This is a genomic window from Micromonospora sp. ANENR4 (assembly GCF_015354395.1).
Taxonomy (GTDB): domain Bacteria; phylum Actinomycetota; class Actinomycetes; order Mycobacteriales; family Micromonosporaceae; genus Micromonospora; species Micromonospora aurantiaca.
On sequence record NZ_JADKYQ010000003.1, the window covers coordinates 139,032 to 162,075 of the forward strand.

The following is a 23,044-nucleotide window of genomic DNA, read 5'->3' on the forward strand; positions in this document are numbered from 1 at the left end:
CCGTGGGCGCAGGGCACGCGCACGCGCTCTACCGCGAGTCCGGCTCGCCGGTGCACCGCCTTCCGCCCGAGGTGAAGATCGCCGCGATGGTGCTGTTCACCATCGCCGTGGTGGCGACGCCCCGGGAGGCGTACTGGGCCTTCGGCGGCTACGCGCTCCTGGTCGCCGCGGTGGCCGCGCTGGCCCGGGTCGGCCCGCGCTGGCTGCTCAGCCGGGCGCTGATCGAGCTGCCGTTCGTGCTGTTCGCGTTCGCGCTGCCGTTCCTCGGGGCGGGGGAGCGGGTCGAGGTGGCAGGGCTCGCCCTGTCCGTCGACGGGCTGCACGGCGCGTTCAACATCCTCGCCAAGGGCACGCTCGGCGTACTCGCGTCGCTCCTGCTGGCGGCGACCACGACGACGCGTGACCTGCTGCTCGGCCTGGACCGGCTGCGGTGCCCGCAGATCCTCACCCAGATCGCCACGTTCATGCTCCGCTACCTGGAGGTACTCGTCGGCGAGGCCCGCCGGATGCGCGTGGCGCGGGTGTCGCGTGGCGACGACCCACGGTTCCTGTGGCAGCTGCGCGGCTTCGCGGCCGGGGTCGGCGCGCTGTTCCTGCGCGCGTTCGAGCGCGGCGAGCGGGTCTACCTGGCGATGCTCTCGCGCGGCTACACCGGCCGGATGCCGGCGGTGTGGCAGGGGGCCGGCGCGGCCACCGCCGGCCAGTGGGCGGCCGCCGCGACGGTGCCGGCGATCGCGGCCACCATCGCCGCCGTCGCGCTCGTCCTGCAATGATCGGGTACGTGCAGCAGCCGCCCTCCCTCGACGTCGACGGCGTCCGGTACGCGTATCCGGACGGTCATGTCGCCCTGCACGGCGTGGACCTGACCGTGCCGCGCGGCGATCGGGTGGCGCTGCTCGGGCCCAACGGCGCGGGCAAGACCACGCTCGTGCTGCACCTCAACGGCATCCTCACCCCGACCGAGGGCACGGTGACCGTCGGCGGCCTGACCGTCAGCCGGGACCGGGACACGCTGGCCGAGGTACGCCGCCGCGTCGGCATCGTCTTCCAGGACCCGGACGACCAGCTGTTCCTGCCCACAGTCGCCGAGGACGTGGCGTTCGGCCCGGCCAACCTGGGCCTGCGCGGCGCCGAGCTGGCCGCCCGGGTCGACGAGGCGCTCACGGCGGTCGGTATGAGCGAGCACCGGGACCGTGCGCCGCACCACCTGTCTTTCGGGCAGCGGCGCCGAGTGGCGGTGGCGACGGTGCTGGCCATGCGCCCGGAGATCCTGGTACTGGACGAGCCGTCGTCGAACCTCGACCCGGCCGCCCGCCGCGAGCTGGCGGAGATCCTGCGCTCCCTGCCGGTGACGCTGCTCATGGTCACCCACGACCTGCCGTACGCGGCCGAGCTGTGCCCCCGCTCGGTCATCCTGGACGGCGGCCGCATCGTCGCCGACGCCCCCACCCTTGACCTGCTGGCAGACGAGGCGCTGCTGACAGCCCACCGCCTGGAGCTCCCTTACGGCTTCGCCCCCCGCCCCACCTGACCCGGCCCTCGCCCGTCCCGCCCTCGCCGTGCCGCCCTCCTCCGCCGCGATCTTGCACTTTCGTCCGGGCATCCGGGACAAAAGCCGCAAGCTCGGGGCGGCAACTGCAAGATCACGCCGTCCAAGGGGTGCGTGCGGCGGGAGTGGAACGTGATGGGTGTGTCGGGGGCGGTTTGACACCCGTGGTGTTCCACTCGGGCGTGCCCGGCGCTCGCAGCTCTCGGTGATCCTACGGTTGCGGCCCCGGAGATGTGGTGAATGCCGTGGATGCCGGGGCGGAAAGTGCAAGATCGCGGGGTTGGGGGGCGGGAGTTCCTCGTTCGGCCGGTTGTTGTGGCGCACGGCCTCCCGTTACGCGAGATTGGCGTTCCGCGTGGTGGGAGCAGTGGAGATCTTGGTAGGAAAGGGCCCCTATGGGGGCCGTTTGGTACCAAGATCTCGCCGCGGGCGGGGCGGGCGGGCGGGGCGGGTTAGGGCGTGGGGGTTGGGTGGGGGGTGGGGCGGGCTGCTCTTGCAGCGGTGCGCAGGCGCAGCAGGCCCGCCGCCACCGCTCCGGCACCCGTCGCCAGGCCGAGCACCACCAGCACCCGCACCAGCGTGGCCGGGCCGGCGGCCGGGGGGATCGCGCGGGACAGCGCGGCCAGGTTCGTCGCCCCGGCGAACAGCGTGAGGCAGGCGCCTGCGAGCGCCAGCACGAAGTCGGCGGCCGGGCGGCGGGCCAGCGCGTACCCACCCGCGGCGAGCGCGCCGAGCCCGGTGAGCAGCGTCCACACCTGCCCGGTGACCAGCTCGGCGAGCGTTCCGCCGACGCCGGGCGCGCCGGTGTCCAGCGCGCGGGCGACGGTGAGCGCCACAGTCGCGGCGCCGCCCACGGCGAGCAGCGCGCCCACCCCGCGCAGCGCCCGCACCCCGGCGGCGGTACCGCCCGGCGCGAGTCCGGCCGCGCCGATCAGCAGGAAGCCCAGCGTGGCGGCGACCCACCAGGGGTACGGGTCGGGCGGCGGCACCCAGTCCAGCGTGCCGCGTACGGCTCCGGCGGTGTCACCGGCGCGCAGCGGCACCGCCCAGTCGCGTACCCGATGTTCCCGGTCCGGGTCGGCGGCGACGGCGGCCGGCGGAGCCTCCTCCCGCCACAGCGTGCGCTGATCGTGCCAGCGGGCGGTGGGGCCGTCGTCGATCCGCCGCCAGTCGGGCGCGGCGGCCGGGTTCGCCTCGGCCGGCAGCCGGGTCTCTCCGGCCAGCGTCCGGTTCAGGTACGTGGCGGGGGAGTGGGTGTTCTCGTACACGCCGCCCGGGCCGATGCGCAGGTACGGCTCACCGGAGTAGCCGAACACGGTGACCTCGGCGCCGGTGTCGTTCGTCAGCTCCAGCCGCGCGCCGGCCTCCACCATCCGCGCGGTGAGGCCGGGGTGGTCCGGGTCGACGCCGCTGATCGTGGCGCGGTAGTCGGTGCCGTCGGGCGCGTCCGCGCCGTGCGCGGCGGCCGGCGTGGCGAGCGTGAGCAGCGCGGTGGCCGCGACGGCGAGCACCAGCGCGGCCCGGCGCAGGGGTGCGATCACTTGCCGGCCGCCTCCACCGCCGACTTGATCCCCTCGGGGCTGCGGTCCTGGAGTTCACTGCCGTTGACCTTGATGGTCGGGGTGCCGGTCACGCCGGACTTGCTCGCCTCGTCGGTGACGTGCTCGGTCCACGACCGGTACGTGCCGTCGGAGACGCAGGAGGCGAACTCGTCCCGGTTCAGCCCGACGCCCGCGCCGATGTCGACGAGTTCGTCGTTGCTGAGTCCGGCGCCGCCCTCCGGCGGCTGCTTGGCGAAGAGCTGGTCGGTGAACTCACGGAACTTGCCGCCCTGCGCGGCGCAGCCGGAGGCGGCCGAGGAGCGGGTCGAGTATTCGGTGGTGGAGAAGCGGTTCAGGAACGCCACCGGGTGGAACACCAGCTTGGCCTTGCCCTCGCTGACGAGCTGGTTGAGCGTCTCGCCGTTGATCTGCTGGAACTGCTTGCAGGCCGGGCAGAGGTAGTCCTCGTACAGGTCGATGGTGACCGGCCCGGTGCCGAGCACGATGCCGGTGCCGGCATCGTTGGCCCCGGGCGGGGCGGTGAACTCGTCGGACTTCTGGCTGGAGTAGACCGCCCAGCCGATGCCGCCGGCGATGACGAGCACCAGCACCGCGGCGATCGAGGTCCAGAGCGTCCGCTTGCGCCGCTTCTCCCGGGCGATCTGCTCGCGTACGACCCGGGCCGCGTCCTTGCGCCCCTTGCGACTACTCATCGGTGTCCTCCACGGTGTCGTCGCCCGCCAGCCACCCGTCCACGGAGAACGGCGTGCGGGGCCAGATCAGCAGGAACCCGGCGAGTACCAGGAACCCGAGGTCCCGGAGGATCTCCGGGAGGTAGCTGGGCGTCTGGCCGGCGGCGAGCTGCCCGCCGCTGCCGAAACACCCGCAGTCGATGGCCAGGCCCCGGGCCCAGGCCGAGGCGATGCCGGCGATGAAGACCACGAGCAGCGCCGCTGAGACGCCGGCGCTGATCCGGGTGGCGAGCCCGGCGATCAGCAGCACGCCCAGGGCCAGCTCGACGAACGGCAGCGCCGCGCCGATCACGGTGGCCACGTCGTACGGCATCACCTGGTAGGCGTTCACGGCCCGGCCGGAGGCGGCCAGGTCACCGACCTTGGTGCCGCCGGCGATCAGCCACACGGCGGCGAGCCCGAGGCGGGCCGCGACGCCGAGCCAGGGCCGCAGGGCCTGCCAGCGGCCGGCCCGAGGTGAGGGGGAGGGGGTCACAGTCATTCGTCGTCCGAGCGCCACGAAAGGTTCCCGCTATCCGGCCAGCGTGTCGCCGACGGCGTCGACCAGGTCGTCGCGGGCGCGGGCGACCCGGGAGCGGATGGTGCCCACCGGCACCCCCTCCACGTCGGCGGCCTCGGCGTACGACAGGCCGAGCAGTTGGGTGAGCACGAACGCGGAGCGCCGCTCGGCGGACAGCCGGCGGACCAGGTCGGTGGCACCGAGCTGCCCGGCGGGGTCCGGGTAGGGGCGGTCGGTGGCTGCCTGGGCGGCGAGCCGCGCGTCGAGCCGGCGGCGGCGCACGACGGTGCGCAGGTGGTCGGCGCAGGCCCGCCGGGCGATGCCGAGCAGCCAGGTCCGCACGCTGGAGCGCCCCTCGAAGCCGGACAGCGCCCGGAACGCCCGCAGGTACGTCTCCTGGGTGAGGTCGTCCGCCGTGTCCGGGTCGACGAGCGCGGCGGCGAAGCGCCACACCTCGGCCTGGGTGGCCCGGACGAAGGCGGCCTGAGCGTCGCGGTTCCCGTCGCGGGCGGCCAGCGCCCAGCCGGTGGCCGCGTCCCGGGCAGCGTCGGGCGCCGACTCGGGGCGGTCGGCGGCGGTGTCGCGCGGGCCGGGGATCACGTCACCCGAGGTTACGCGGCGTACCTGGAGGGGACAGGGTCCTTCGACCCATTCCGTGGTCCCGCACACGCCGGGAACTTTTTCCGGCCGCCGTCCGACTACCCTCCCATGACCTCCGAGCAGGCCCGGCGTGGCGCGCGCCGCCGCACCGGGTGGGCGCTCGGTCACGCCCGCCGGAGACCGGCTCGCCGGACCCGCGCCGGTTCGGGAACCATTGCGGTCATGACTGCTGCCGTACGCCGCCCGTCCCGGGTCGTCGCCGCCCGCTCCGGGGCCGTCGCCGGGCTGCTGCTCCTGCTGGTGGCCCTGCTGCTCGCCCCGGCCTCCCCGGCTGCCGCCCACGCGGTGCTGGTGAGCAGCAGCCCGGCCGCCTCCGCCGTGGTGCCCGAGGCGCCCGCGCAGGTGGTGATCACGTTCAGTGAGGGCGTCCGCAAGGTGCCCGGGAAGGTCCGGGTGATCGCCCCCGACGGCTCGCGCGCCGACCGGGGCGAGCCGACGTTCCAGGGTGCCGAGGTCACCATCCCGGTGGACCCGTCCGCCGGGCGCGGCACCTACCTGGTGAGCTACCGGGTCATCTCGGCCGACAGCCACCCCGTCTCCGGCGCCTTCACCTACTCCGTCGGCGCACCGTCCGAGCCACCCACCGACAGCGGTTCGGACAACCGGGCGAACCCGGTAACCGAGAACGCGGTGAAGGTGGCGAAGTACGCCGGCTACGCCGGGTTGCTGCTGCTCGTCGGCCCGGCGCTGGTGCTCGCCGCGCTCTGGCCGCGCCGGCTGTCCCGCCGGGGTCCGGCGCGGCTGGCCTGGACCGGGCTGGGGCTGCTGGCGGTGGCCACGGTGGCGGAGGTGTGGCTTCAGGTGCCGTACGTCAACGGCGGCGGCCTGTTCGACGTCACCGGTTCGGGCCTGAGTGACGTGCTCGGCAGCGCTTACGGCACCACCCACCTGGTCCGGCTGGGCCTGCTCGCCGCGGCGGCGTTCCTGCTCCGGCCGCTGTTCGCCGGCCCGATCGGCCGTACCGACGGGATCATCCTGGCGGTCCTCGGCGGCGCGGCGCTGTTCACCTGGCCGCTGTCCGGGCACGCGGCGGCGTCGCCCGCGCCCGCGGTGTCGGTGGTGGTGGACGCGGTGCACCTGGGCGGCATGGCGGTGTGGCTGGGCGGCCTGGTCATGCTCGCGGTGTTCCTGCTGCGCCGGGCCGACGAGCGCGAGCTGGACGCGATCCTGCCGATCTGGTCCCGCTGGGCGGCGCTCGCGGTGGCCGCGCTGCTGCTGGCCGGCACCGTGCAGGGCCTGATCGAGGTGGCCGGTCTGCAGCCGCTGTTCGACACCACGTACGGCCGGCTCCTGCTCGCCAAGATCGCGCTGTTCGTGCTGGTGATCGGCGTGGCCGCGTACTCCCGGGCGCTGGTGCGGCGGCGGGTCGCCGCAGGCCGGCCGGGCTCGATGCGGCGGGCCGTGGTGGCCGAGCTGGTGATCACGGCGGTGGTGCTGGGCGTGTCGGCGACGCTCGTGCAGACCACCCCGGCGCGCACCGCCGCCGCGAACGTCGCGGGCGCCGAGCAGGGCTACTTCTCGGCCACGCTGAGCAGCCCGATCTACTCGCTGGAGGTCCAGGTGGACCCGGCGGAGACCGGCAACAACTCGATGCACCTGTACGCCTACACCAAGGACAGCCGCCCGCAGCCGGTGCAGGAGTGGAAGGTCACCGCCGCGCTGCCGTCGGCCGGGATCGAGCCGATCACCGTCCCGCTGCTGCCGTTGAGCGACAACCACGCCACCGGCGAGATCAACCTGCCGGCCCGGGGTGACTGGCAGGTGCGCATCACCGTCCGTACGACCGACATCGACCAGGCCACGGTGACCGCCACCGTGCCGATCAAGTAACGGAAGGTCCCATCTGATGATCCGTCTCCGGCGCTCCGCGACAGTCGCCGCGCTGACCCTCACCGCCGTCGCCACGGCCGTGCTCGGCGTGGCCGGCCCGGCCTCGGCGCACGTCACGATCAACCCGGCCGAGGGTACGCAGGGCGGCTACGGCCGGTTCGCGTTCCGGGTGCCGAACGAGAGCGACACGGCGTCGACAGTCAAGGTCGAGGTGAACCTGCCGGAGAACGCCCCGATCGGCTCGGTCTCCACCATGCCGGTGGCGGGCTGGACGGTGGCGGTGGAGAAGCGCAAGGTCGACCCGCCGATCGAGGTGCACGGCAGCCAGCTCACCGAGGCGGTCTCCAAGCTGACCTTCACGGCCGCGCCGAACGGCGGCGTGAAGCCGGGCGAGTTCCAGGAGTTCCCGGTGTCGATGGGCCCGCTGCCGCAGGCCGACACGATGGTGTTCAAGGTGCTCCAGACGTACTCCGACGGCAACGTCTCCCGGTGGATCGAGGAGCCGACGCCGGGCGCGGAGGAGCCGGAGAACCCGGCGCCGGTGCTCAAGCTGGCCGCGGCGGCGCCCGCCTCGTCCGCTGTGAGCGCGCCGGCCGCCGCAGCCGACGACGATGACGACGACGACGGCTCCGGCGGGGCCACGGCCCTCGGCGTGGCCGGCCTGGTCGCCGGACTGGGCGGCCTGGCCCTCGGCGGTCTGGCGTTCGCGCGTACCCGGCGGGAGCCCGCCGCGAAGTCCTGAACGCGAGCCACGCACCGGCCCGGCGGAACGATCCGCCGGGCCGGTCGCCGTTCCGGCCCCGGTGCCGCCGATATCCGGCGATCGGCCGACCCCCGTCGGTAAGGTCGGCCGGGTAATCGGCTACCGAGAGGGACGAAGCGAATGCGTTTCGTACGCACGATCGCCGGCGTGGTGCTGCTGGCGTTGGGGATTCCGGCGCTGCTGGCGGGCGGAGGTCTCTGGCTCGCCGCCCGGCACGCCGACCCGGACGGCGGCTTCGGCGCCCGGTTCGAGCCGGTCCGCACACCGGCCCGCGCGGTGCTGGTGACCGACGTGGACGCGTTGCTGCGCGCCGACCTGCCGTTGGCGCGTACCGGGCAGGCCCGGCTGCACCTGACCGCGCGGGACGACGACGGCCCGGTCTTCCTCGGCCTCGCCCCGGCCGACCAGGTGCGACTGTGGCTGGCCGACGTTCCGCACAGCACCGTGCGCCGCGTCGCGGTCACCCGGGGTCCGCTGCCCGTCGATCTCGACCCGGCCATCGCCGGCGCCGGCACCGCCGCGCCGATGACCCAGCCCTTCTGGGTGCGCGAGGGCGTCGGCTCCCTGGAGTGGAGCCCGGCGGAGCTGTCCGGCCGGTCGCTGAGCCTGGTCGTGATGCGCGTGGACGGCGCGGACGGGCTCGACCTGCGGATGCGTGCCGAGTTGCGGGCCGGGTGGTTCCCCGGGCTGGCGTGGGCGCTGCTGGCCGGCGGGACGCTGCTGCTGGTCCTCGCCGTGGCGGTGCTGCTGCGCCCGCTGCGCCCGCGTGAGGTGGTCTTCGTGGTCGAGCCGGACCAGGTGCCGGTGCTGGCCGGGCGTCTCGGCGTCACCTCGCTGAGCGGCCTGGGCCGCCAGCCGGGCCCGGCGTCGCGACCCGAGCGGCACCTGGTGGCGGTGGGCTCCGGCTCCGGCGGGCGGACCCGGGCCGCGATCGCCCCGCCGCCCAGCCGGTGCCCCGACGGCAGCGACTGACGAGGCGAATCCGAACGGCCCTCCGCGCTGCCGACGCGGAGGGCCGTTCTTCACCGGGGGATCGGTGCTACCTGGGAGAAAACTGAGGTAGTTGATACCAGATTAGCGCTGATCGCCATTTGTTGCGAGGTGTGTCCGTTCAGTCCGGGTCGTCGGTTTCTCGCCCGCACGCCGGCGGATCGGCAGCACCGCGAGCAGGAGCAGGCTGAGCAGCACGTACACGTTGCGGACGACGAAGTCGACTGGATCGTCCGTGTGCACGATGGCGGTGCCCCAGTCCTGGAACGTCACCAACCCGTACACGATCGGCAGGCCGACGACGGCGACCAGCGCGAAGAGGCCGCCGCGCCGGCGGGCGCCGGCGGGCGTCGCCGGGTCGGCGTCCAGTGCCACGTCGACGAGCACCACCACAGCGGGGATGAACCAGTACAGATGGTGGATCCAGGTGATCGGGCTGACCAGCCCGCCCACCAGCCCGGTCACTGTGAGACCCACGAGCGCGTCCCCCGCCCGGGCCGCGCGCGCGGCCCGCCACAGGCCGAACGCGGCCACCGCCAGCGCGAGCAGCAGCCACAGCAGCCGGTCCGGCTCGGCCGGCGCGGTCAGGCGGCTGAGCAGCCCGAACAGCGACTGGTTGCCGGTGTAGTCGGGGCGGCCCACCCGGTCGGTCACCCACAGCTCGTGCGTCCAGAACCGCCACGAGTCACCAGGCGCGACCGCCGCGGCCAGCAGCGTGGCAACGGCCGCCGTCACCGCCGCCACGGCCGCCGCCCGCCACTTCCGGGCGGCCAGCAGGTAGACCACGAAGATGCCGGGGAACAGCTTGAGCGCCGCGGCCAGGCCCACGCCCACACCGGCCCAGCGCCGCCCCTGCGGTACGGCGAACAGCAGGTCGGCCAGGATCAGCACCACCAGCAGCATGTTGATCTGCCCGAGCGTGAGCGTCTCCCGCGTGCTCTCCACCGCCAGCACCAGCAGCACGGCGACGGTCAGGCCGAACCCGCGCGGCAGGTCGTGCCGCCGCAGCACCGGCAGCACCAGCCAGCGGGTGGTCACCACCACGGCGGCCACCGTCAGCACCGCGAAGGCGGCGATCGCCACCCCGAGCCGCAGATACCCGAACGGCGCCAGCAGCAGCGCCGCGAACGGCGGATAGGTGAAGTAGAGCGCGCCCTGCACGCGGTCCGGCTGGACGTAGTCGTAGAGCGGGTGCCCGGCCGCCCACCAGTCCATCGCCGACATGTAGATCTTCTGGTCGTAGTAGTCGTGACGCAGGTTGCGCAGGTAGGGCGCCGGCAGGATCGCGATCAGCGCCAGCACCGTGAGCACCCGGAGAGCCGTACGCCCGCCCGCGTCGTCGCGGGGGACGGCGGGTGGGGCGACGGGTTCGGCTGGCACGCAGGAAACCCTAGCGGTCCACCTCGGCCGCCGGGCCGAGGCGCGGGCGCGTCGGCGGCGCGTAGTCTGTTCCGGTGGCTGATCTTCTCGTCTGGATCGACTGTGAGATGACCGGGCTCGACCTGCGGCGGGACGCCCTGATCGAGGTCGCCGCGCTCGTCACCGATCCCGACCTCAACGTGCTCGGTGACGGCGTCGACGTGGTGATCCACGCCGACGACGAGGCGCTCGACGGCATGCCGGAGATCGTGCGGACCATGCACGCCAAGTCCGGCCTCACCGAGGAGGTACGCCGCTCCACGGTGACGCTGGCCGAGGCCGAGGACATGGTGCTCGACTACGTGACCAGCTACGTGAAGGACCCGCGTACGGCCCCGCTGTGCGGCAACTCGATCGCCACCGACAGGGGTTTCCTGGCCCGCGACATGACCCGGCTCGACGCGCACCTGCACTACCGGATGATCGACGTGTCCTCGATCAAGGAGCTGTGCCGGCGCTGGTACCCGCGGGTGTACTTCGGGCAGCCGCAGAAGGGCCTGGCCCACCGGGCCCTCGCGGACATCCGGGAGAGCATCCGCGAGCTGGAGTACTACCGGCGGACCGTGTTCGTGCCGCTGCCGGGGCCGGACGTCGAGGCCGCGAAGGCGATCGCCGCCCAGCTCTGAGGGCCCCGCCCAACCCGGTGGACGGGGTCGGCGGGAGTGTGGCTATGATTAGTCCGCGCACCGCCCCGGGCGACCGGAGCGGCGAGCATGGTGGCTGTAGCTCAGTTGGCAGAGCACCGGGTTGTGGTCCCGGTTGTCGTGGGTTCAATTCCCATCAGTCACCCCAACGACGAAGCCCCCTCCTCCGGGAGGGGGCTTCGTCGTGTGCGTGGGTCAGGGGGTGGGCTCGACGCTGGGCGTACCGGCGTCCGGCGTGGTGTCGGCCGACGGCGGCTCGTACGGCAGGGCGCTGCCCTTGACGTACTCGTCCCAGCTCATGTTCCAGTCGGTCCAGCCGTTGCCGTTCTGGAGCTTGCGCTCGGTGCCCTTCACGGTGATCGGGTCACCGATGCGGGTGTTGGCGAACAGCCAGTTGCCTTCCTTCATCGAGACGTTGACGCAGCCGTGCGACACGTTCGTGCGGCCCTGCACGCCCTCGGACCACGGCGCGGCGTGGATGAACTCGCCGCCCCAGGTGAGCCGCTGGGCGTAGTCGATCTCGGTGCGGTAGCCCTCCTCCGGGCCCAGCTCCTCCAGGGTGTCGAAGACCGTGTGCCGGAGCTTCTCGATCACCACCATGGTGCCGCTGGAGGAGGGGGTGCTCTTCTTGCCCAGGCTGACCGGGATGGTCTTGACCACCTTGCCGTCGCGGGTGACGGTCATCCGCTTGGTGCGGTTGTCGACAGTCATCACGAACGACGGACCGATCTTGACGTCGACGCTGAGGTCGGCCCGGCCGTACCAGCCGCCGCCCAGCGGCAGCCCGCCCGCCTGCACCTTGTAGCTGACGGTGCTGTTGGCCTTCCAGAACGTCTTCGGCCGGTAGCGCACCTCGGTCGGGCTCACCCAGTGCCAGATGCCCTCCTGGGCCGGCTTCGAGGTGACTGTCATCCGGCGCTGGATGTCGTCGCGGTAGTCCTCCGGGATGGCCCGGCCGAACTTCACGATCAGCGGCATGCCGACACCCACGACCTGGTTGTCGCCGAGGAAGCTGGTGACCCGGATCTGCTTGGCCGGCTTCGCCATCGTGGTGAACGTGCTGGTGGCGGTGGCGGGCTTGCCGTCGTCGCCGGTGGCGGTGACGGTCGCCGTGTACGTCTGCCCGTACTCCAGGGCCGCTGACGGCAGCCAGCTGGTGCCGTCCGCCGCGAGCGTGCCGTCGACGACCTTGCCGGCGGCGTCCTTCAGCTCGACTGTGGTCTCCTGCGCCTCCTTCGTGGTGAAGGTGACGGCGGTGGACGCCGGTACGTCCTTGGCGTCGGCGGCGGGCTCGCTGATGGTGGCCGCCGCCTTCGGGGCCTTCTCGCCGCCGTCGCCGCCGCCCTGCCAGCTCGACGGCTTGTCGCCGCCGCCGCTGGTGCAGGCGGTCAGGGCCATCGCGGCGGCGAGCAGCCCGGCTGCCAGCGCACGGCGGCGGCCGACGCGTCGGGCGCTCGCGCCCCGGATCGGTTCGTCCTGGCCAGCTCGCATGACTCCCTCACAAGGTGATGCCGTTCCCCGTCGTCTCAGGTCAGACGCGCCGGAGCGGGTACGCGTTGCCGGACGTGAAACGGAACACCCCGCGCGGGTGTAACGATTCCACTGGCGTCCGGCGCTTCGTCGGAGGTGGCGTGTCCGACCACGTTACGCCGGTCAGAACGGCGCCGGCTGCCCGCCCTGCGGAACCGGCAGCGCGCTGCCGGCGACGAACTGCGACCAGCTCATGCTCCACGCCGTCCAGCCGTTGCCGGGGGCCAGGCGGCGCTCGGTGCCCTTCACCGTGATCGGGTCGCCCACCATCGTCTTGCCGAACAGCCACCGGCCGTTGGCCATCGACACGTTGACGCAGCCGTGCGAGACGTTGCGGCGCCCCTGCACGCCCTCGGACCAGGGCGCGGCGTGGATGTACTCGCCGCCCCAGGTGATCCGCTGGGCGAAGTCGATCTCGGTGACGTAGCGGTTGGCCGGGTCCGGCTCGCTGCGGGTGTCGAAGACGGTGGACTCCTTCTTCTCCATCACCACCATCGTGCCGCTGGAGGAGGGGGTGCTCTTCTTGCCCAGGCTCACCGGCAGGGTACGGATCACCGTGCCGTTCTCGGAGACCGTCATCTGCTTGGTGGCGTTGTCCACTGTCATCTCGAACGCGCGGCCGATCTTGGCGGTGGCGCTGCGGTCGATGTTGCCGTAGCGGCCGTTGCTCAGCGGGATCCCGGCCAGCGCCAGCCGGACCGTGATCGTGGTGCCGGTCTTCCAGTACTCCGGGGCCCGGTAGTACGCCTGCGTACCGTTGTCGACCCAGTGCCAGGCGCCGGGCTGCGGCGGGTCGGTCTGCACGAACATCCGCTTCTGCACCGCGGCGCGGTCCTTCTTCGGGATGCCCGGGGAGAACTCGGCGACCACCGGCATGGCCACGCCGTACGTCTTGCCGCTGAACATGTAGAGGCCGGAGCCGATCATCGACTTGGGCTTGGCCATCGTGGTGAACGTGCTGGTGCCCTGGTAGGTCCGACCGTCCTTGCCGGCGCCGGTGACCGTGGCGGTGTACTTGGTGCCGTACTTCAGCGCTGCCGACGGCACCCAGCTGGAGCCGTCGCGCCGCATCCGCCCGGCGACGTTCGTCCCGTCGGCGGTGGCGAGCATCACCTTCGACACGGTGCCGCCACCGGGGATGCGGGCGCTGATCTCGGTGCTGACCGGCCGGGCGTTCGCGCCGTCGGCGGGGCTCACCGTCAGCGGCGGGGCGGCGGCGTTGTCGCTGGGTGCGACGCTCGGGTCGGGCGCGGAGGACGAGACGCCGCCCACCTGCTGCTGGCCGGGCACGAACTCCGGCTTCTTCCCCTCGTCATCGCCGCCGCCGCACCCGGTCAGCGCCAGCGACGCCGTCAGGACCAGGACGCCCACCGTCGCCCCGGCCCGCGCGAACCTGCCCATGCCCACCCCTGTCATCGCGTGCCTGGCGGACATCGTGCCGTATCGACGCTCACACACCCGCCCCCGCGCCGGATCGGATGACCGTTTTGACCGCTTTCGCCGGTTAAGCTCGTCCGAAGGGTGGACCCCGGTATCGGATTGGAACCCGCCTCGGCGGGCGTGCTAATCTTCTTCCCGTTGTCAGCGAGCGCCGCTAGCTCAACTGGCAGAGCAGCGGACTCTTAATCCGCGGGTTCGGGGTTCGAGTCCCTGGCGGCGCACCAACGATCAAGGCCTTGACCGGGCGCTCCACGCCGGTCGGGGCCTTCTTCGCGTACGGCGCCGGGAGCGACCGTCCGTGGGTGGAACGCCACGGGTGTCAAACCGGCCGGAAGGCACCCATGACGTTCCACCGAGGCGCGGTTCGTGTGGTCGCCCTGAGCTGATCATGGTCGCGGCTGCCACGATGGACGCTGTGCTCGGCCCGGGTGCGCCCGCTGACCCCAGGGGAGGGATCGTGTCCGCTGAGTCCACCGGCAGCCCGGACACGATCCTCGTCTGCATCCGGGGCAACTCCGGCTCGGGCAAGAGCAGCATCGCCCGCGAGCTGCGACGCCGGCACGGCCGGGGGTGCGCCCTCGTCGAACAGGACTACCTGCGCCGCATCGTCCTGCGCGAACGGGACAAGCCCGGCGGCGTCGCCCCCGCGTTGATCGAGCAGACCGTCCGGTTCGCCCTCGACCACGGCTACCACGTGATCCTGGAAGGCATCCTGTACACCGGCCGCTACCGCGACGTGCTGACCTCGCTGCGCGACGGCCACCGGGGGCGGTCGCTGTTCTGCTACCTCGACGTGTCGCTGGCCGAGACGCTGCGCCGGCACCTGACGCGCCCGCAGGCCGGTGACTTCACCGCCGAGCAGATGAGCGGCTGGTACGCCGCGCACGACGTCCTGGGCTGGCCCGGCGAACTCGTCCTCCCGGAGACCACCGGCCTGGACGAGGCGGTCGAGGCGATCGCGGCCGTCTCCGGGCTGCCCCAGGACGGGCGCGACGACGACAGACGCTAGCCGGCGTCACTTGCCCTTCCGGTTACCGCAAGGGGCAGTCTGGGGTCATGTTGTCGATCAGCGAGTTCAGCCAGATGTGTCACCTGTCGCCGCAGGCGCTGCGCTTCTACCACGCCGAAGGGCTGCTCGTGCCCGCCGAGGTCGACGACCGGACCGGCCACCGCTCGTACGCCTTCGAGCAGGTGGAACGGGCCATGCTGATCACCCTGCTGCGGGACGCCGGGATGAGCGTCAAGCTGGTCCGGCGTGCCCTCGACGAGCCGGACCAGGCGATCGCCCTGCTCGACCGGCACAGCGACGAGGTCAGCCGGCAACGGCAGACTCAGGCAGACGCCATCGCGGCGGCCCGCGCCGTCTTCGAGGCGCAGCCCGAACCGCGGTTGCGGCACGTACCGGCCACGACGGTGGTGGCGCGGCTCGTACCCGGCACACCGCTGGGCCGGGACGCGCAGGAGTGGGACCGGGCCGAGGAGATCATCACTGCGGCGGCGGCCGACCTGGTCACCACCGTGCGGCAGGCCGGCGTCACCTGCCTCGGTGAGCCGTGGCGGACGCCGGCGCTGGAGACACCGGAACAGGACCGGCGGGTACTCGACGGCGCCGGGCCGTTCTGGACGGTCAAGGTCGCGGTGGACGGCATCCCGGAGACGCTGCCGTCCCTGCCCGCCGACCTGATCGTGCAGACGCCCGACGCCCACGACGAGCTGTCCGTCTTCATGCCGGGCCGCAACACGATGGCCAAGTACTGCACAGTGGTCCTGCGCCTGCTCGACGCCGTCCCGCCCGACGGCGACCGGTTCGTCGACCTCGCGCGTCTGCGTCAGGAGGTGCGGCCCGACGGCGTACTGAGCAGCGCGCCCGTCGAACGCCGACCGGAGTGACCCACGGAGGACTTGAGCGCTGAACCGGCCCGCAGCCCGGATATCCGAAGGTCGGCCAGACCCCGACGATCGGCGCCGCAGTGCTTTCGACAGGCAATCGTCTTCGCCGATTACCTCGCGCGCGTTGCGCATGATGATCACCAACGCGTCACTCCGCGGACGAGGGCGATCCCGACGCCCGAATGCGGCGAATATCGCTCGATGTTCTGACGATTCGAATCGTCTTTCCGCGGTCACTGTTCGGCGCTCCGCGCTGGACCGATGACCTGCCCGAGCGGTTGGCGGGACGCCCTCCGCCGCCATTTCGGTGTGTCCATGAGTCTGATTGGTCCGGCACTGCCTCCCGATGGGCGAGTACCGCATCGGCTGATTGCTCGATCAATGACGACTACGCCGTGTCATATTCGAAGATGGCGATGCGTGAAAATAGTTCGCAATGGTGAAGCGGTCCGCTCGGGGTCAGTTGACCGCGGCAACCATCTACTGATCTGCGGTTTTGAAGATCGACCCGACCGCCCAATGCCGCCACTCGTGGATGCGGCAGTCGTCACAAGCTCCAATGTGGAAGGCGAGTTTGGTTACCGAGAGTGCTGACCTGTTGATCGGATGTCCAGTTCGGCGTGATCCGTCCTGACGGAACGTGTCCGGCCTTGTGCGCTGAGGCAGGGCGCCCTTAGAGTCCCGCTCGCACAACTGGAAAGCACACGGGGGAGGGTTTGTGGCACGTCGAGTGACGGCCACTGTCCGTTCGTGCCTGGCTGCGGGTGTCGCCGTACTGACGGCGGCCGCGTTGGCGGGTGTACCGGGAGAGCCGGCGGAGTATCTCGCCGCTGGCCCGGACGGCGTGACAGGCGGCGTGGAGAGCCGGACCGATGAGGCGGTGTCCCTTCGGGCCGCCCGCGAGTCCGGCAAGCCGGTGCAGGTCAAGAGCCTCACGTCGGAGACGACAGAGGTCTTCGCACTGCCGGACGGTCAGTTCCGGGCCGAGCTGTCGATCGGCGCGAGCCGGATCCGGCGCGGTGACCAGTGGGTTCCGGTCGATCTGACCCTGCGCAAGGGCGCGGACGGGCGGATCGCCGCCGTCGCCCACCCCTTCGATCTCGTCGTCTCCGGCGCGCAGCCGAGCGGTACGCCGGAGCTGGCCGTCCTCGGCCACGGAGCGGATCGGCTCGCGGTCGGCTGGGCCGGCCGGCTGCCCGAGCCGAAGCTGGACGGCGGACGAGCCACCTACGTCGACACGCTGCCCGGGGTGGACCTGGTCGTCGAGGCGACCCGCGCCGGCATGGAGGCGTTCTTCGTCGTCAAGGACCGCAGCGCCGTGAAGCATGTCGCCCGCCTCACACTGCCGATCACCGGGGCGAACGCCGCCCGGGCGGTCCGCGACGCCAGCGGCAACACCGCCATCGAGGACGCCGCCGGCCGGGTGGTCGCGCACACCCCCGCGCTGCGGATGTGGGACGCGCGGGTCGACACGCTCGGCAACCCCATCGCCGAGACGGCTGTCGCATCCACGATCGCCCCCGCCGCCGAGGCCCGTGGAACCGGCGGGCTCGACCTGACGCTGACCCCGGACCTGCGCTGGCTGAACGACTCCAAGCGGGAGTACCCGATCGTCATCGACCCGACGATCAACCCGCTGTACACCACCTTCGACACGTACATCCAGGCCGGCGACACGGTCAACCGGGGCGGCACCGACGACCTCCGGCTCGGCCGGCTCGGTCCGACCGGACCCGTCACCCGGTCCTTGCTGCGCTGGGACACCGAGGCCCTCGTCGGCAAGCAGATCACCTCCGCCACCGTCTCGTTCTGGAACTGGTGGTCGCCCCTGTGTGAGGGCCGGTCGTGGGAGCTCTGGACCGTGGGTGCGGTGGCCGACGACATGATCTGGGACACCCAGCCGACGTGGAACAACCAGGAGGCGACCACCCTCGCCACCGCCGGCTACGACGCCAGCTGCAACGACGCCTGGATCGGGATCAGCGGGACCGCGTTCTTCCAGCGCGCGGCGAACGCCGGTGACACCCGCGCCGACATGGGTCTTCGGGCCACCGACGAAACCGATTCGAAGTCCTTCAAGCAGTTCCGCTCCCGCAACGCCGCAGCCAGTACCGAGGTGCCCAAGGCCAGCGTCACCTACAACTCGCGGCCGACCGTGACGGCCCGGTCGACAGTCCCTGCCACCACCTGCGTGACCGGCTCGGGCCGTCCCCTCGTCAACACGCTGACGCCGCAGCTCAAGGCCACCGTCGCCGACGGCGACGGCACCGCGATGACCGTCACCTTCGAGTGGTGGGCGATGAACGCGGAGAAGGCGATCGGTTCCGCGTCGTCCAGCAACGTCGCCTCCGGCGCCACGGTGGCGGCGACCGTTCCCGCCGGTGCCTTCGTCGACGGCGGTATCTACCGCTGGCGGGTGAAGGCCGCCGACGGCGTCTCCGGCAGCGACGTCTGGTCGTCGTTCTGCGAGATGCAGGTGTACACCACGGCCACGCCGGTCACCGGCTGCACCGGCGGAACGGACAGCGACTTCAACGGCGACGGTGTCGCCGACATCGCGATCGCCGACCCGGAGGCCACTGTCAACGGTCAGATCCGGGCCGGCCGGATCAACGTCACGTACGGCGGCAGCACCACCGTGCACACCCTGCACGAGGGTGGCGCGAACATGCCCGGTGCAGCCGAGGCGGGTGACCGCTTCGGCACGTCGATCGCCGCGTACGACGCCAACAACGACGGGTGCACCGACCTGGCGGTCGGCGTGCCGAACCAGGCCGTCAGCGGCCAGGCCCAGGCCGGTGTCGTCTACGTACTGCTCGGCTCACCCGCCGGCCTTGCGCAGGGCCCGCCCGCCGTCACGTACCACCAGGACAGCGCCAACGTCCCCGACGCGGCCGAGGCGTACGACTGGTTCGGCTTCGCCGTCGCCGGCAGCCGGACGGCCGGCGGTGAGCCGTACCTCGTCATCGGCGTGCCCGGTGAAGGGCTGACCGGCGGTGCGCTGGCGGGCATCGTCCACTACCTCCGGGGCAACGTCAACGTGGCGATGTCCCAGGGCAGCGGCATCCCGGGCGCGGCCGAGATCGACGACCGGACGGGCTATGCGGTGGCCGCCTCCACGTACCACTGGGCGGTCGGTTCCCCGGGCGAGGCGATCGGCACCGAGGCCTTCGCCGGATCGGTGAACGTCTTCAGTCACACGCTGAGCAACGGGCTGCCGACCCTCGCCGCCGGCCTGGAGCAGAACGTCGCCAACGTCTCGAACGACGCCGAGGCCAACGACAACTTCGGCAAGTCGATCTCGATCGCGCCGTACCGGCCCGTCGGTGCTCCCGCCGGCCAGGCCGACTCGCTGGTCGTCGTCGGCGTGCCGGGTGAGGACCTGGTCGTCGCGGCCACAAACACCCCGGCGCCGGACGCCGGGCTGGTGCACCGGTTCCACGTCACTGCCGCGAACACCTTCACCGAACTGCCCGCGATCACGTACGCCTCGGAGGACGGTGACTACCTCGGCGAGAAGGTCGTGGTGGTGAACACCGCGCCGGGCAGTGAGGGCACCAACGCGACGATGTTCGTCGCGATCGGCGTGCCGGGTGAGGACGCGGGCACGTCGGTGGCCGACTCCGGACGGGTACGTATCTTCCCGGCGCTGGCGAATCCGATCGGCACCCCGACCACGCTGCACCGGGAATCGGGCGGCATGCCGGGGACGGCCGGCGCCCAGGAACTGGTCGGCGCCTCGCTCTCGGCCACCTCGCAGCGTCTCTACGTCGGCACTCCCTACGGCACCGACGCCGTATACGGGTTCACCTGGTCCGATCTGAAGGCGGGCAACACGGTCCCGAGCCTCACCTGGCAGCCGGGACAGGGCGGTCTCCCCACCGGGCACAGCGCGTTCGGGGCGGCGATCAGCTGATGAAGACCATCGACATGAGCAGTTATCCAGCGGGGGAGGACCAGAGGGTGGCCCGTCGTACGAGAAAACGGGGCCGGGTGTTCACGCTCGGGCTCACGCTCGGCCTCGCCGGCCTGATGTCCACAGCGGTGTTCGTCCAGCCCCCGGAGCCGGCGCCGCGTACCGCCGCGGCCTCCGAGGACCTCGTCCGGGACACCGAGGCCGAGGCGCTGGTGGCCGCCAGGGCGCTCAACCAGCCGGTCGAGGTGCTGGCGCACCGCACGGAGTACCGCGACGTCTTCGCGCAGCCGGATGGCACGCTCATCGCCAACGGCCACACCCAGCCGGTGCGGGTCACCCAGGGAGACGCCTGGGTGCCCGCCGACTCCACCCTGGTGGTTCAGCCCGACGGCTCCTACGGCCCGGCCGCCGCCCTGCTCGGCATGCAGCTCTCCCAGGGCGGCACCGCGCCGCTGATGGTGGTCACCCGGGACCAGAAGAGCATGACTCTGACCTGGCCGCACGGGCCGCTTCCCGCTCCCGTGGTCGAGGAGAGCAAGGCGACCTACCCGAACGTGTTCCAGGATGTCGACCTGGTCGCGAACGTCACCGTCGAGGGCTTCTCGCACGTACTGGTGGTCAAGACGCCGGAGGCGGCCGATCTGCCGGAACTTCAGAACCTCCGGCTCGGCGTCGCCGCGGTGGGCCTGACCATCGAGGAGACGGCCGAGGGTGGTGTGGTCGCCCTGGACCCGGTCACCGGCAACCCGGTCCTGGAGGCGGATGCGCCGACCATGTGGGACAGCGGAAGCCAGGAGGGGGGCGATGCGGCCGCGGCGCGGTCGCTGGACACCTCGTCCACCGACCCGGGCGCGGCCTCGGCCGAGGGGCCGGGCGACACGTCGGAGGTGGCTCCGGTCGGCCTCGACTACTCGGACAACACCCTCACCCTCACCCCGGACCGGTCCATGCTCACCGATCCGGAGGCCTCGTTCCCGCTGTACATCGACCCGGTCTGGCAGAGCAGCACCAACAGCGCCTGGGCGATGGTGGACAGCGGCTACCCCAACGAGGAGTACTGGAAGTTCGACGGCAAGCGGCACGAACGCATCGGCCTCTGCCCCAGCTCCTGCAACAACTCGAAGGTCAAGCGCCTGTTCTACCGGCTCGCCACGCCGTACTCGGGCAAGACGATCCTGGAGGCCACCTTCCGGGTCACCCTGCAACACGTCTACAACTCGACCGCCCGGGCGGCGGCGCTCTACCTGATGCCGGCCGGGATCACCTCCTCCACCAACTGGAGCAACCAGCCCGGCGGCTCGGGCTGGTCCGGAGCGACGCACCTCGCCACCAGCTCACCGACCAAGACGCAGGCCACCTGTACCTCCACCAACCAGAACACGGAGTGGAACGCGAAGGCCGCGGTGCAGCAGGCGGTGACCAAGGGCTGGAGCAACGTGACCCTCGGCCTGCGGTCGGTCAGCGAGAGCGACTCGACGCACACCAAGCGGTTCTGCGACAACGGCGTCCTCTCGGTCCGCTACAACCGTGCGCCGGTGATCGCCAACCTCAACGAACTCACCATGTCTCCCGGCGGGCAGTGTGTGTACGGTTCCGGCGCCCCCTACGTGGACGTGCCGCCGCGGCTGAACGCGGTGCTGCGGGACCCGGACCACTCCTCGGCCCACACCGAGCAGATCAAGGCCGAGTTCAAGGTGACCTGGACGCCGGCCGGCGGGGCGTTGCAGACGCGCTCGTACACCACTCCGCTGAAGGCCAGCGGATCGGTCTTCTCGTACACGGTCCCGAGTGACATCGCGCAGAACGTCCCCATCTCCTGGGAGGTACGGGCCAGCGACAACACCAGCTGGGGTCCGTGGAGCAGTGAGGGCTCGCGCAACGTCTGTCAGTTCCTCTACGACAAGACCAGCCCCAGCGCGCCCGACGTCGACTCCGCGGTGTACCTGCCGCAGGACGCGGCCGACAACGGGACGGCGAGCGCGTCGAACTGCATCGAGAGCGACGAGTGGCTGGGTTCGATCGGTGTGCCAGGCAACTTCGTCTTCGACTCCGCCGCCACGGACGTGGTGGAGTACCGGTACGGCTTCAACACCAACCCGGCGCCGGGCGTGAACGTGCTTCGGCCCACGACCGACGGCGGACCGGTCACCCTGCCGAACTGGTACCCGGACAAGGAGGGCCCGCGGACGATCAACGTCCAGGCCGTCGACCGGGCCGGTCGGTCGAGCAGCATCGCCTCGTGCACGTTCCGGGTGGGCAAGCGACCGCCGACCGCCCAGTGGTCGCTCGGCGAGGTCGCGGGCGAGGACGGCGCCGGCGACGGGCTCGGTGACAACGACGCGACGGCGGGAAGTGGCGTCACGTTCGGGGTCGAGGGTCCGGGCGGGACGTCCGACACGGCGGCCCGGTTCGACGGGACGGCCGACGCCCACCTCACGACCAGCAAGCCGGTCCTGACCGACACGTCGGCGAGCTTCGCCGTCACCGGCTGGTTCAAGGTCGACGATGCCGGCCGGCGGCAGGTCGCGGTCAGCCAGGACGGTACCGGTGAGCCAGGGTTCGCGCTGGGCGTCGAGGGCGGATCCTGGTTCTTCCGGATGCCGGTCAACGACGTCAACTCACTGGGCCGCTGGCAGGTCGACGGTGCGGCGGCCACGACGGGTTGGACGTACGTGACGGCCATCTTCGACGGGCCGAAGAAGGAGATGTCGCTCCAGGTCGGGAACAACGCCCCGCGCATCGCCCAGCGCAGATCGCTGACCAAGGCGCGCGGTCCGCTCCAGATCGGCCGTGTGCTGACCAAGAGCGGTTACGCCGACAACTGGGAAGGGGCGATGGCGGACGTCTCCGTCTTCGACCGGCTGATCATCGCCGACGAGGTCACCGGCCTGCAGAAGACGGCGCCGAGCCGCAAGGCGTACTGGCGGTTGAACGCGGAGACCAACAAGGTCAGTCCCGAGGAGCGCGGTGGCGCGGGACTCACTCTGGGCAGCGGTGCGACGGTCTTCAAGCACCCGGTCCTGTCCCTGCTCGGCGGTGGTCACCTCGCGCTGACCGGCAACGCGGACAGCTACGCCAGCACGTCGACCAACGCGGACATGGCGGGCAGTTTCTCGATCAGCGCCCGGGTCAAGCTGACCAGCAACTGTGCCGGTACCCCGATGACCGTCTTCTCGCAGAAGGGCACCAACGGCAGTTCGGTCGTGGTGCGCTGCAACAACGCCGGGCAGTGGGAACTGGCGATGGCGAGCACCGACACGGTGGCGCCGGAGTGGACCACGAAGGCCACGGATGAGGCGCCGAAGCTCGTCGGCAAGGGTGACCACCTGACCCTCGTCTACAACGGCTACGCCCGCGAAATGGCCCTGTACGTCAACGGGTCCTTCACCGAGGCGATCCAGCTGGTGTCGCCGTTCGTCGCCACCGGTGGGGTGCAGCTGGGCCGCGCCTGGCTCGACGGCGCCTTCAAGGAGCACCTGTCCGGCGCCGTCGACGACGTCCGGGTCTACGACGGCGTGGCCGACAAGGTCCTGATCGAGAAGCTCAACGTCCAGGTCCGCGAACAACTCTCGCTCTGACGTGACAGGCGGTGGGTCCGCCCGCTCCCGGGCGGGCCCACCG

17 protein-coding genes and 2 tRNA genes are annotated in these 23,044 nt (G+C 71.8%); 12 read left to right on the forward strand and 7 right to left on the reverse strand.

Translation table 11 applies throughout. The annotated features are described in order from the left end of the window. Positions 1–2 precede the first annotated feature (2 nt). Positions 3–773: a cobalt ECF transporter T component CbiQ gene (gene cbiQ / locus IRY44_RS06575; RefSeq protein WP_194799568.1), complete on the forward strand. Its 771-nt coding sequence runs from the start codon at positions 3–5 to the stop codon at positions 771–773. Next, complete coding sequence (locus tag IRY44_RS06580; RefSeq protein WP_194799569.1) at positions 770–1,531, forward strand: energy-coupling factor ABC transporter ATP-binding protein; 762 nt, start codon at positions 770–772, stop codon at positions 1,529–1,531. The genes cbiQ and IRY44_RS06580 overlap by 4 nt, the downstream gene beginning before the upstream one ends. Before the next feature lie 470 nt (positions 1,532–2,001). On the opposite strand, the gene IRY44_RS06585 is transcribed toward IRY44_RS06580, so the two are convergent. The 4 genes from IRY44_RS06585 to IRY44_RS06600 are packed head-to-tail and all read right to left on the reverse strand — an operon-like array spanning position 2,002 to position 4,941. Further along, positions 2,002–3,090, reverse strand: coding sequence for a hypothetical protein (locus tag IRY44_RS06585; RefSeq protein ID WP_194799570.1), 1,089 nt, complete (start codon positions 3,088–3,090; stop codon positions 2,002–2,004). Beyond that, positions 3,087–3,803: a thioredoxin domain-containing protein gene (locus tag IRY44_RS06590; RefSeq protein ID WP_030270220.1), complete on the reverse strand. Its 717-nt coding sequence runs from the start codon at positions 3,801–3,803 to the stop codon at positions 3,087–3,089. Before IRY44_RS06590 ends, IRY44_RS06585 begins: the two co-directional genes overlap by 4 nt. Beyond that, a complete protein-coding gene (locus IRY44_RS06595) occupies positions 3,796–4,323 on the reverse strand; it encodes a MauE/DoxX family redox-associated membrane protein (RefSeq protein WP_194799571.1) in 528 nt (175 codons plus the stop codon). Before IRY44_RS06595 ends, IRY44_RS06590 begins: the two co-directional genes overlap by 8 nt. Positions 4,324–4,353: 30 nt before the next feature. Further along, on the reverse strand, positions 4,354–4,941 hold the full coding sequence (locus IRY44_RS06600) for a sigma-70 family RNA polymerase sigma factor (protein ID WP_194799572.1): 588 nt from the start codon (positions 4,939–4,941) through the stop codon (positions 4,354–4,356). Between the two features lie 222 nt (positions 4,942–5,163). Here IRY44_RS06600 and IRY44_RS06605 point away from each other — a divergent pair, with 222 nt between their 5' ends. The 3 genes from IRY44_RS06605 (at position 5,164) to IRY44_RS06615 (ending at position 8,566) form a co-directional block, all read left to right on the forward strand. Next, positions 5,164–6,831, forward strand: a complete 1,668-nt coding sequence (locus tag IRY44_RS06605) for a copper resistance CopC/CopD family protein (RefSeq protein WP_194799573.1) — start codon at positions 5,164–5,166, stop codon at positions 6,829–6,831. A 16-nt stretch (positions 6,832–6,847) separates the two neighbouring features. Continuing rightward, entirely contained in the window at positions 6,848–7,573 is a 726-nt protein-coding gene (locus IRY44_RS06610; RefSeq protein WP_194799574.1) for a YcnI family protein, read from the forward strand. A gap of 141 nt (positions 7,574–7,714) precedes the next feature. Then, complete coding sequence (locus IRY44_RS06615) at positions 7,715–8,566, forward strand: hypothetical protein (protein WP_194799575.1); 852 nt, start codon at positions 7,715–7,717, stop codon at positions 8,564–8,566. 102 nt (positions 8,567–8,668) lie between these two features. Here the strand turns inward: IRY44_RS06615 and IRY44_RS06620 are convergent, their stop codons facing one another. Continuing rightward, a complete protein-coding gene (locus IRY44_RS06620; protein ID WP_194799576.1) occupies positions 8,669–9,964 on the reverse strand; it encodes a glycosyltransferase family 87 protein in 1,296 nt (431 codons plus the stop codon). A 74-nt stretch (positions 9,965–10,038) separates the two neighbouring features. On the opposite strand from IRY44_RS06620, the gene orn reads away from it, so the two are divergent. Together orn and IRY44_RS06630 are read left to right on the forward strand one after the other, a co-directional pair. Continuing rightward, positions 10,039–10,629 carry an oligoribonuclease gene (gene orn / locus IRY44_RS06625; protein WP_013474266.1) on the forward strand — a complete coding sequence of 197 codons (591 nt, stop codon included), beginning with the start codon at positions 10,039–10,041 and terminating at the stop codon, positions 10,627–10,629. Between the two features lie 90 nt (positions 10,630–10,719). Further along, positions 10,720–10,795: transfer RNA gene (locus tag IRY44_RS06630), tRNA-His, on the forward strand. A gap of 47 nt (positions 10,796–10,842) precedes the next feature. On the opposite strand, the gene IRY44_RS06635 is transcribed toward IRY44_RS06630, so the two are convergent. Continuing rightward, a complete protein-coding gene (locus IRY44_RS06635; protein ID WP_194799577.1) occupies positions 10,843–12,138 on the reverse strand; it encodes an Ig-like domain-containing protein in 1,296 nt (431 codons plus the stop codon). Positions 12,139–12,300: 162 nt separating this feature from the next. Beyond that, a complete protein-coding gene (locus IRY44_RS06640) occupies positions 12,301–13,578 on the reverse strand; it encodes an Ig-like domain-containing protein (protein WP_194799578.1) in 1,278 nt (425 codons plus the stop codon). 187 nt (positions 13,579–13,765) lie between these two features. Between IRY44_RS06640 and IRY44_RS06645 the strand changes: the two genes are divergently transcribed. The 5 genes from IRY44_RS06645 to IRY44_RS06665 all read left to right on the forward strand — a co-directional run bounded on the left by IRY44_RS06645 (position 13,766) and on the right by IRY44_RS06665 (position 23,001). Then, positions 13,766–13,841 (forward strand) — tRNA-Lys (locus IRY44_RS06645). Between the two features lie 233 nt (positions 13,842–14,074). Next, positions 14,075–14,626 carry a kinase gene (locus IRY44_RS06650; RefSeq protein ID WP_194799579.1) on the forward strand — a complete coding sequence of 184 codons (552 nt, stop codon included), beginning with the start codon at positions 14,075–14,077 and terminating at the stop codon, positions 14,624–14,626. A gap of 47 nt (positions 14,627–14,673) precedes the next feature. Then, positions 14,674–15,507 carry a MerR family transcriptional regulator gene (locus tag IRY44_RS06655; RefSeq protein WP_194799580.1) on the forward strand — a complete coding sequence of 278 codons (834 nt, stop codon included), beginning with the start codon at positions 14,674–14,676 and terminating at the stop codon, positions 15,505–15,507. Between the two features lie 718 nt (positions 15,508–16,225). Then, positions 16,226–19,423, forward strand: coding sequence for a DNRLRE domain-containing protein (locus IRY44_RS06660; protein ID WP_269696247.1), 3,198 nt, complete (start codon positions 16,226–16,228; stop codon positions 19,421–19,423). Positions 19,424–19,539: 116 nt separating this feature from the next. After that, positions 19,540–23,001, forward strand: coding sequence for a LamG domain-containing protein (locus tag IRY44_RS06665; protein WP_194799831.1), 3,462 nt, complete (start codon positions 19,540–19,542; stop codon positions 22,999–23,001). Positions 23,002–23,044 lie beyond the last annotated feature (43 nt).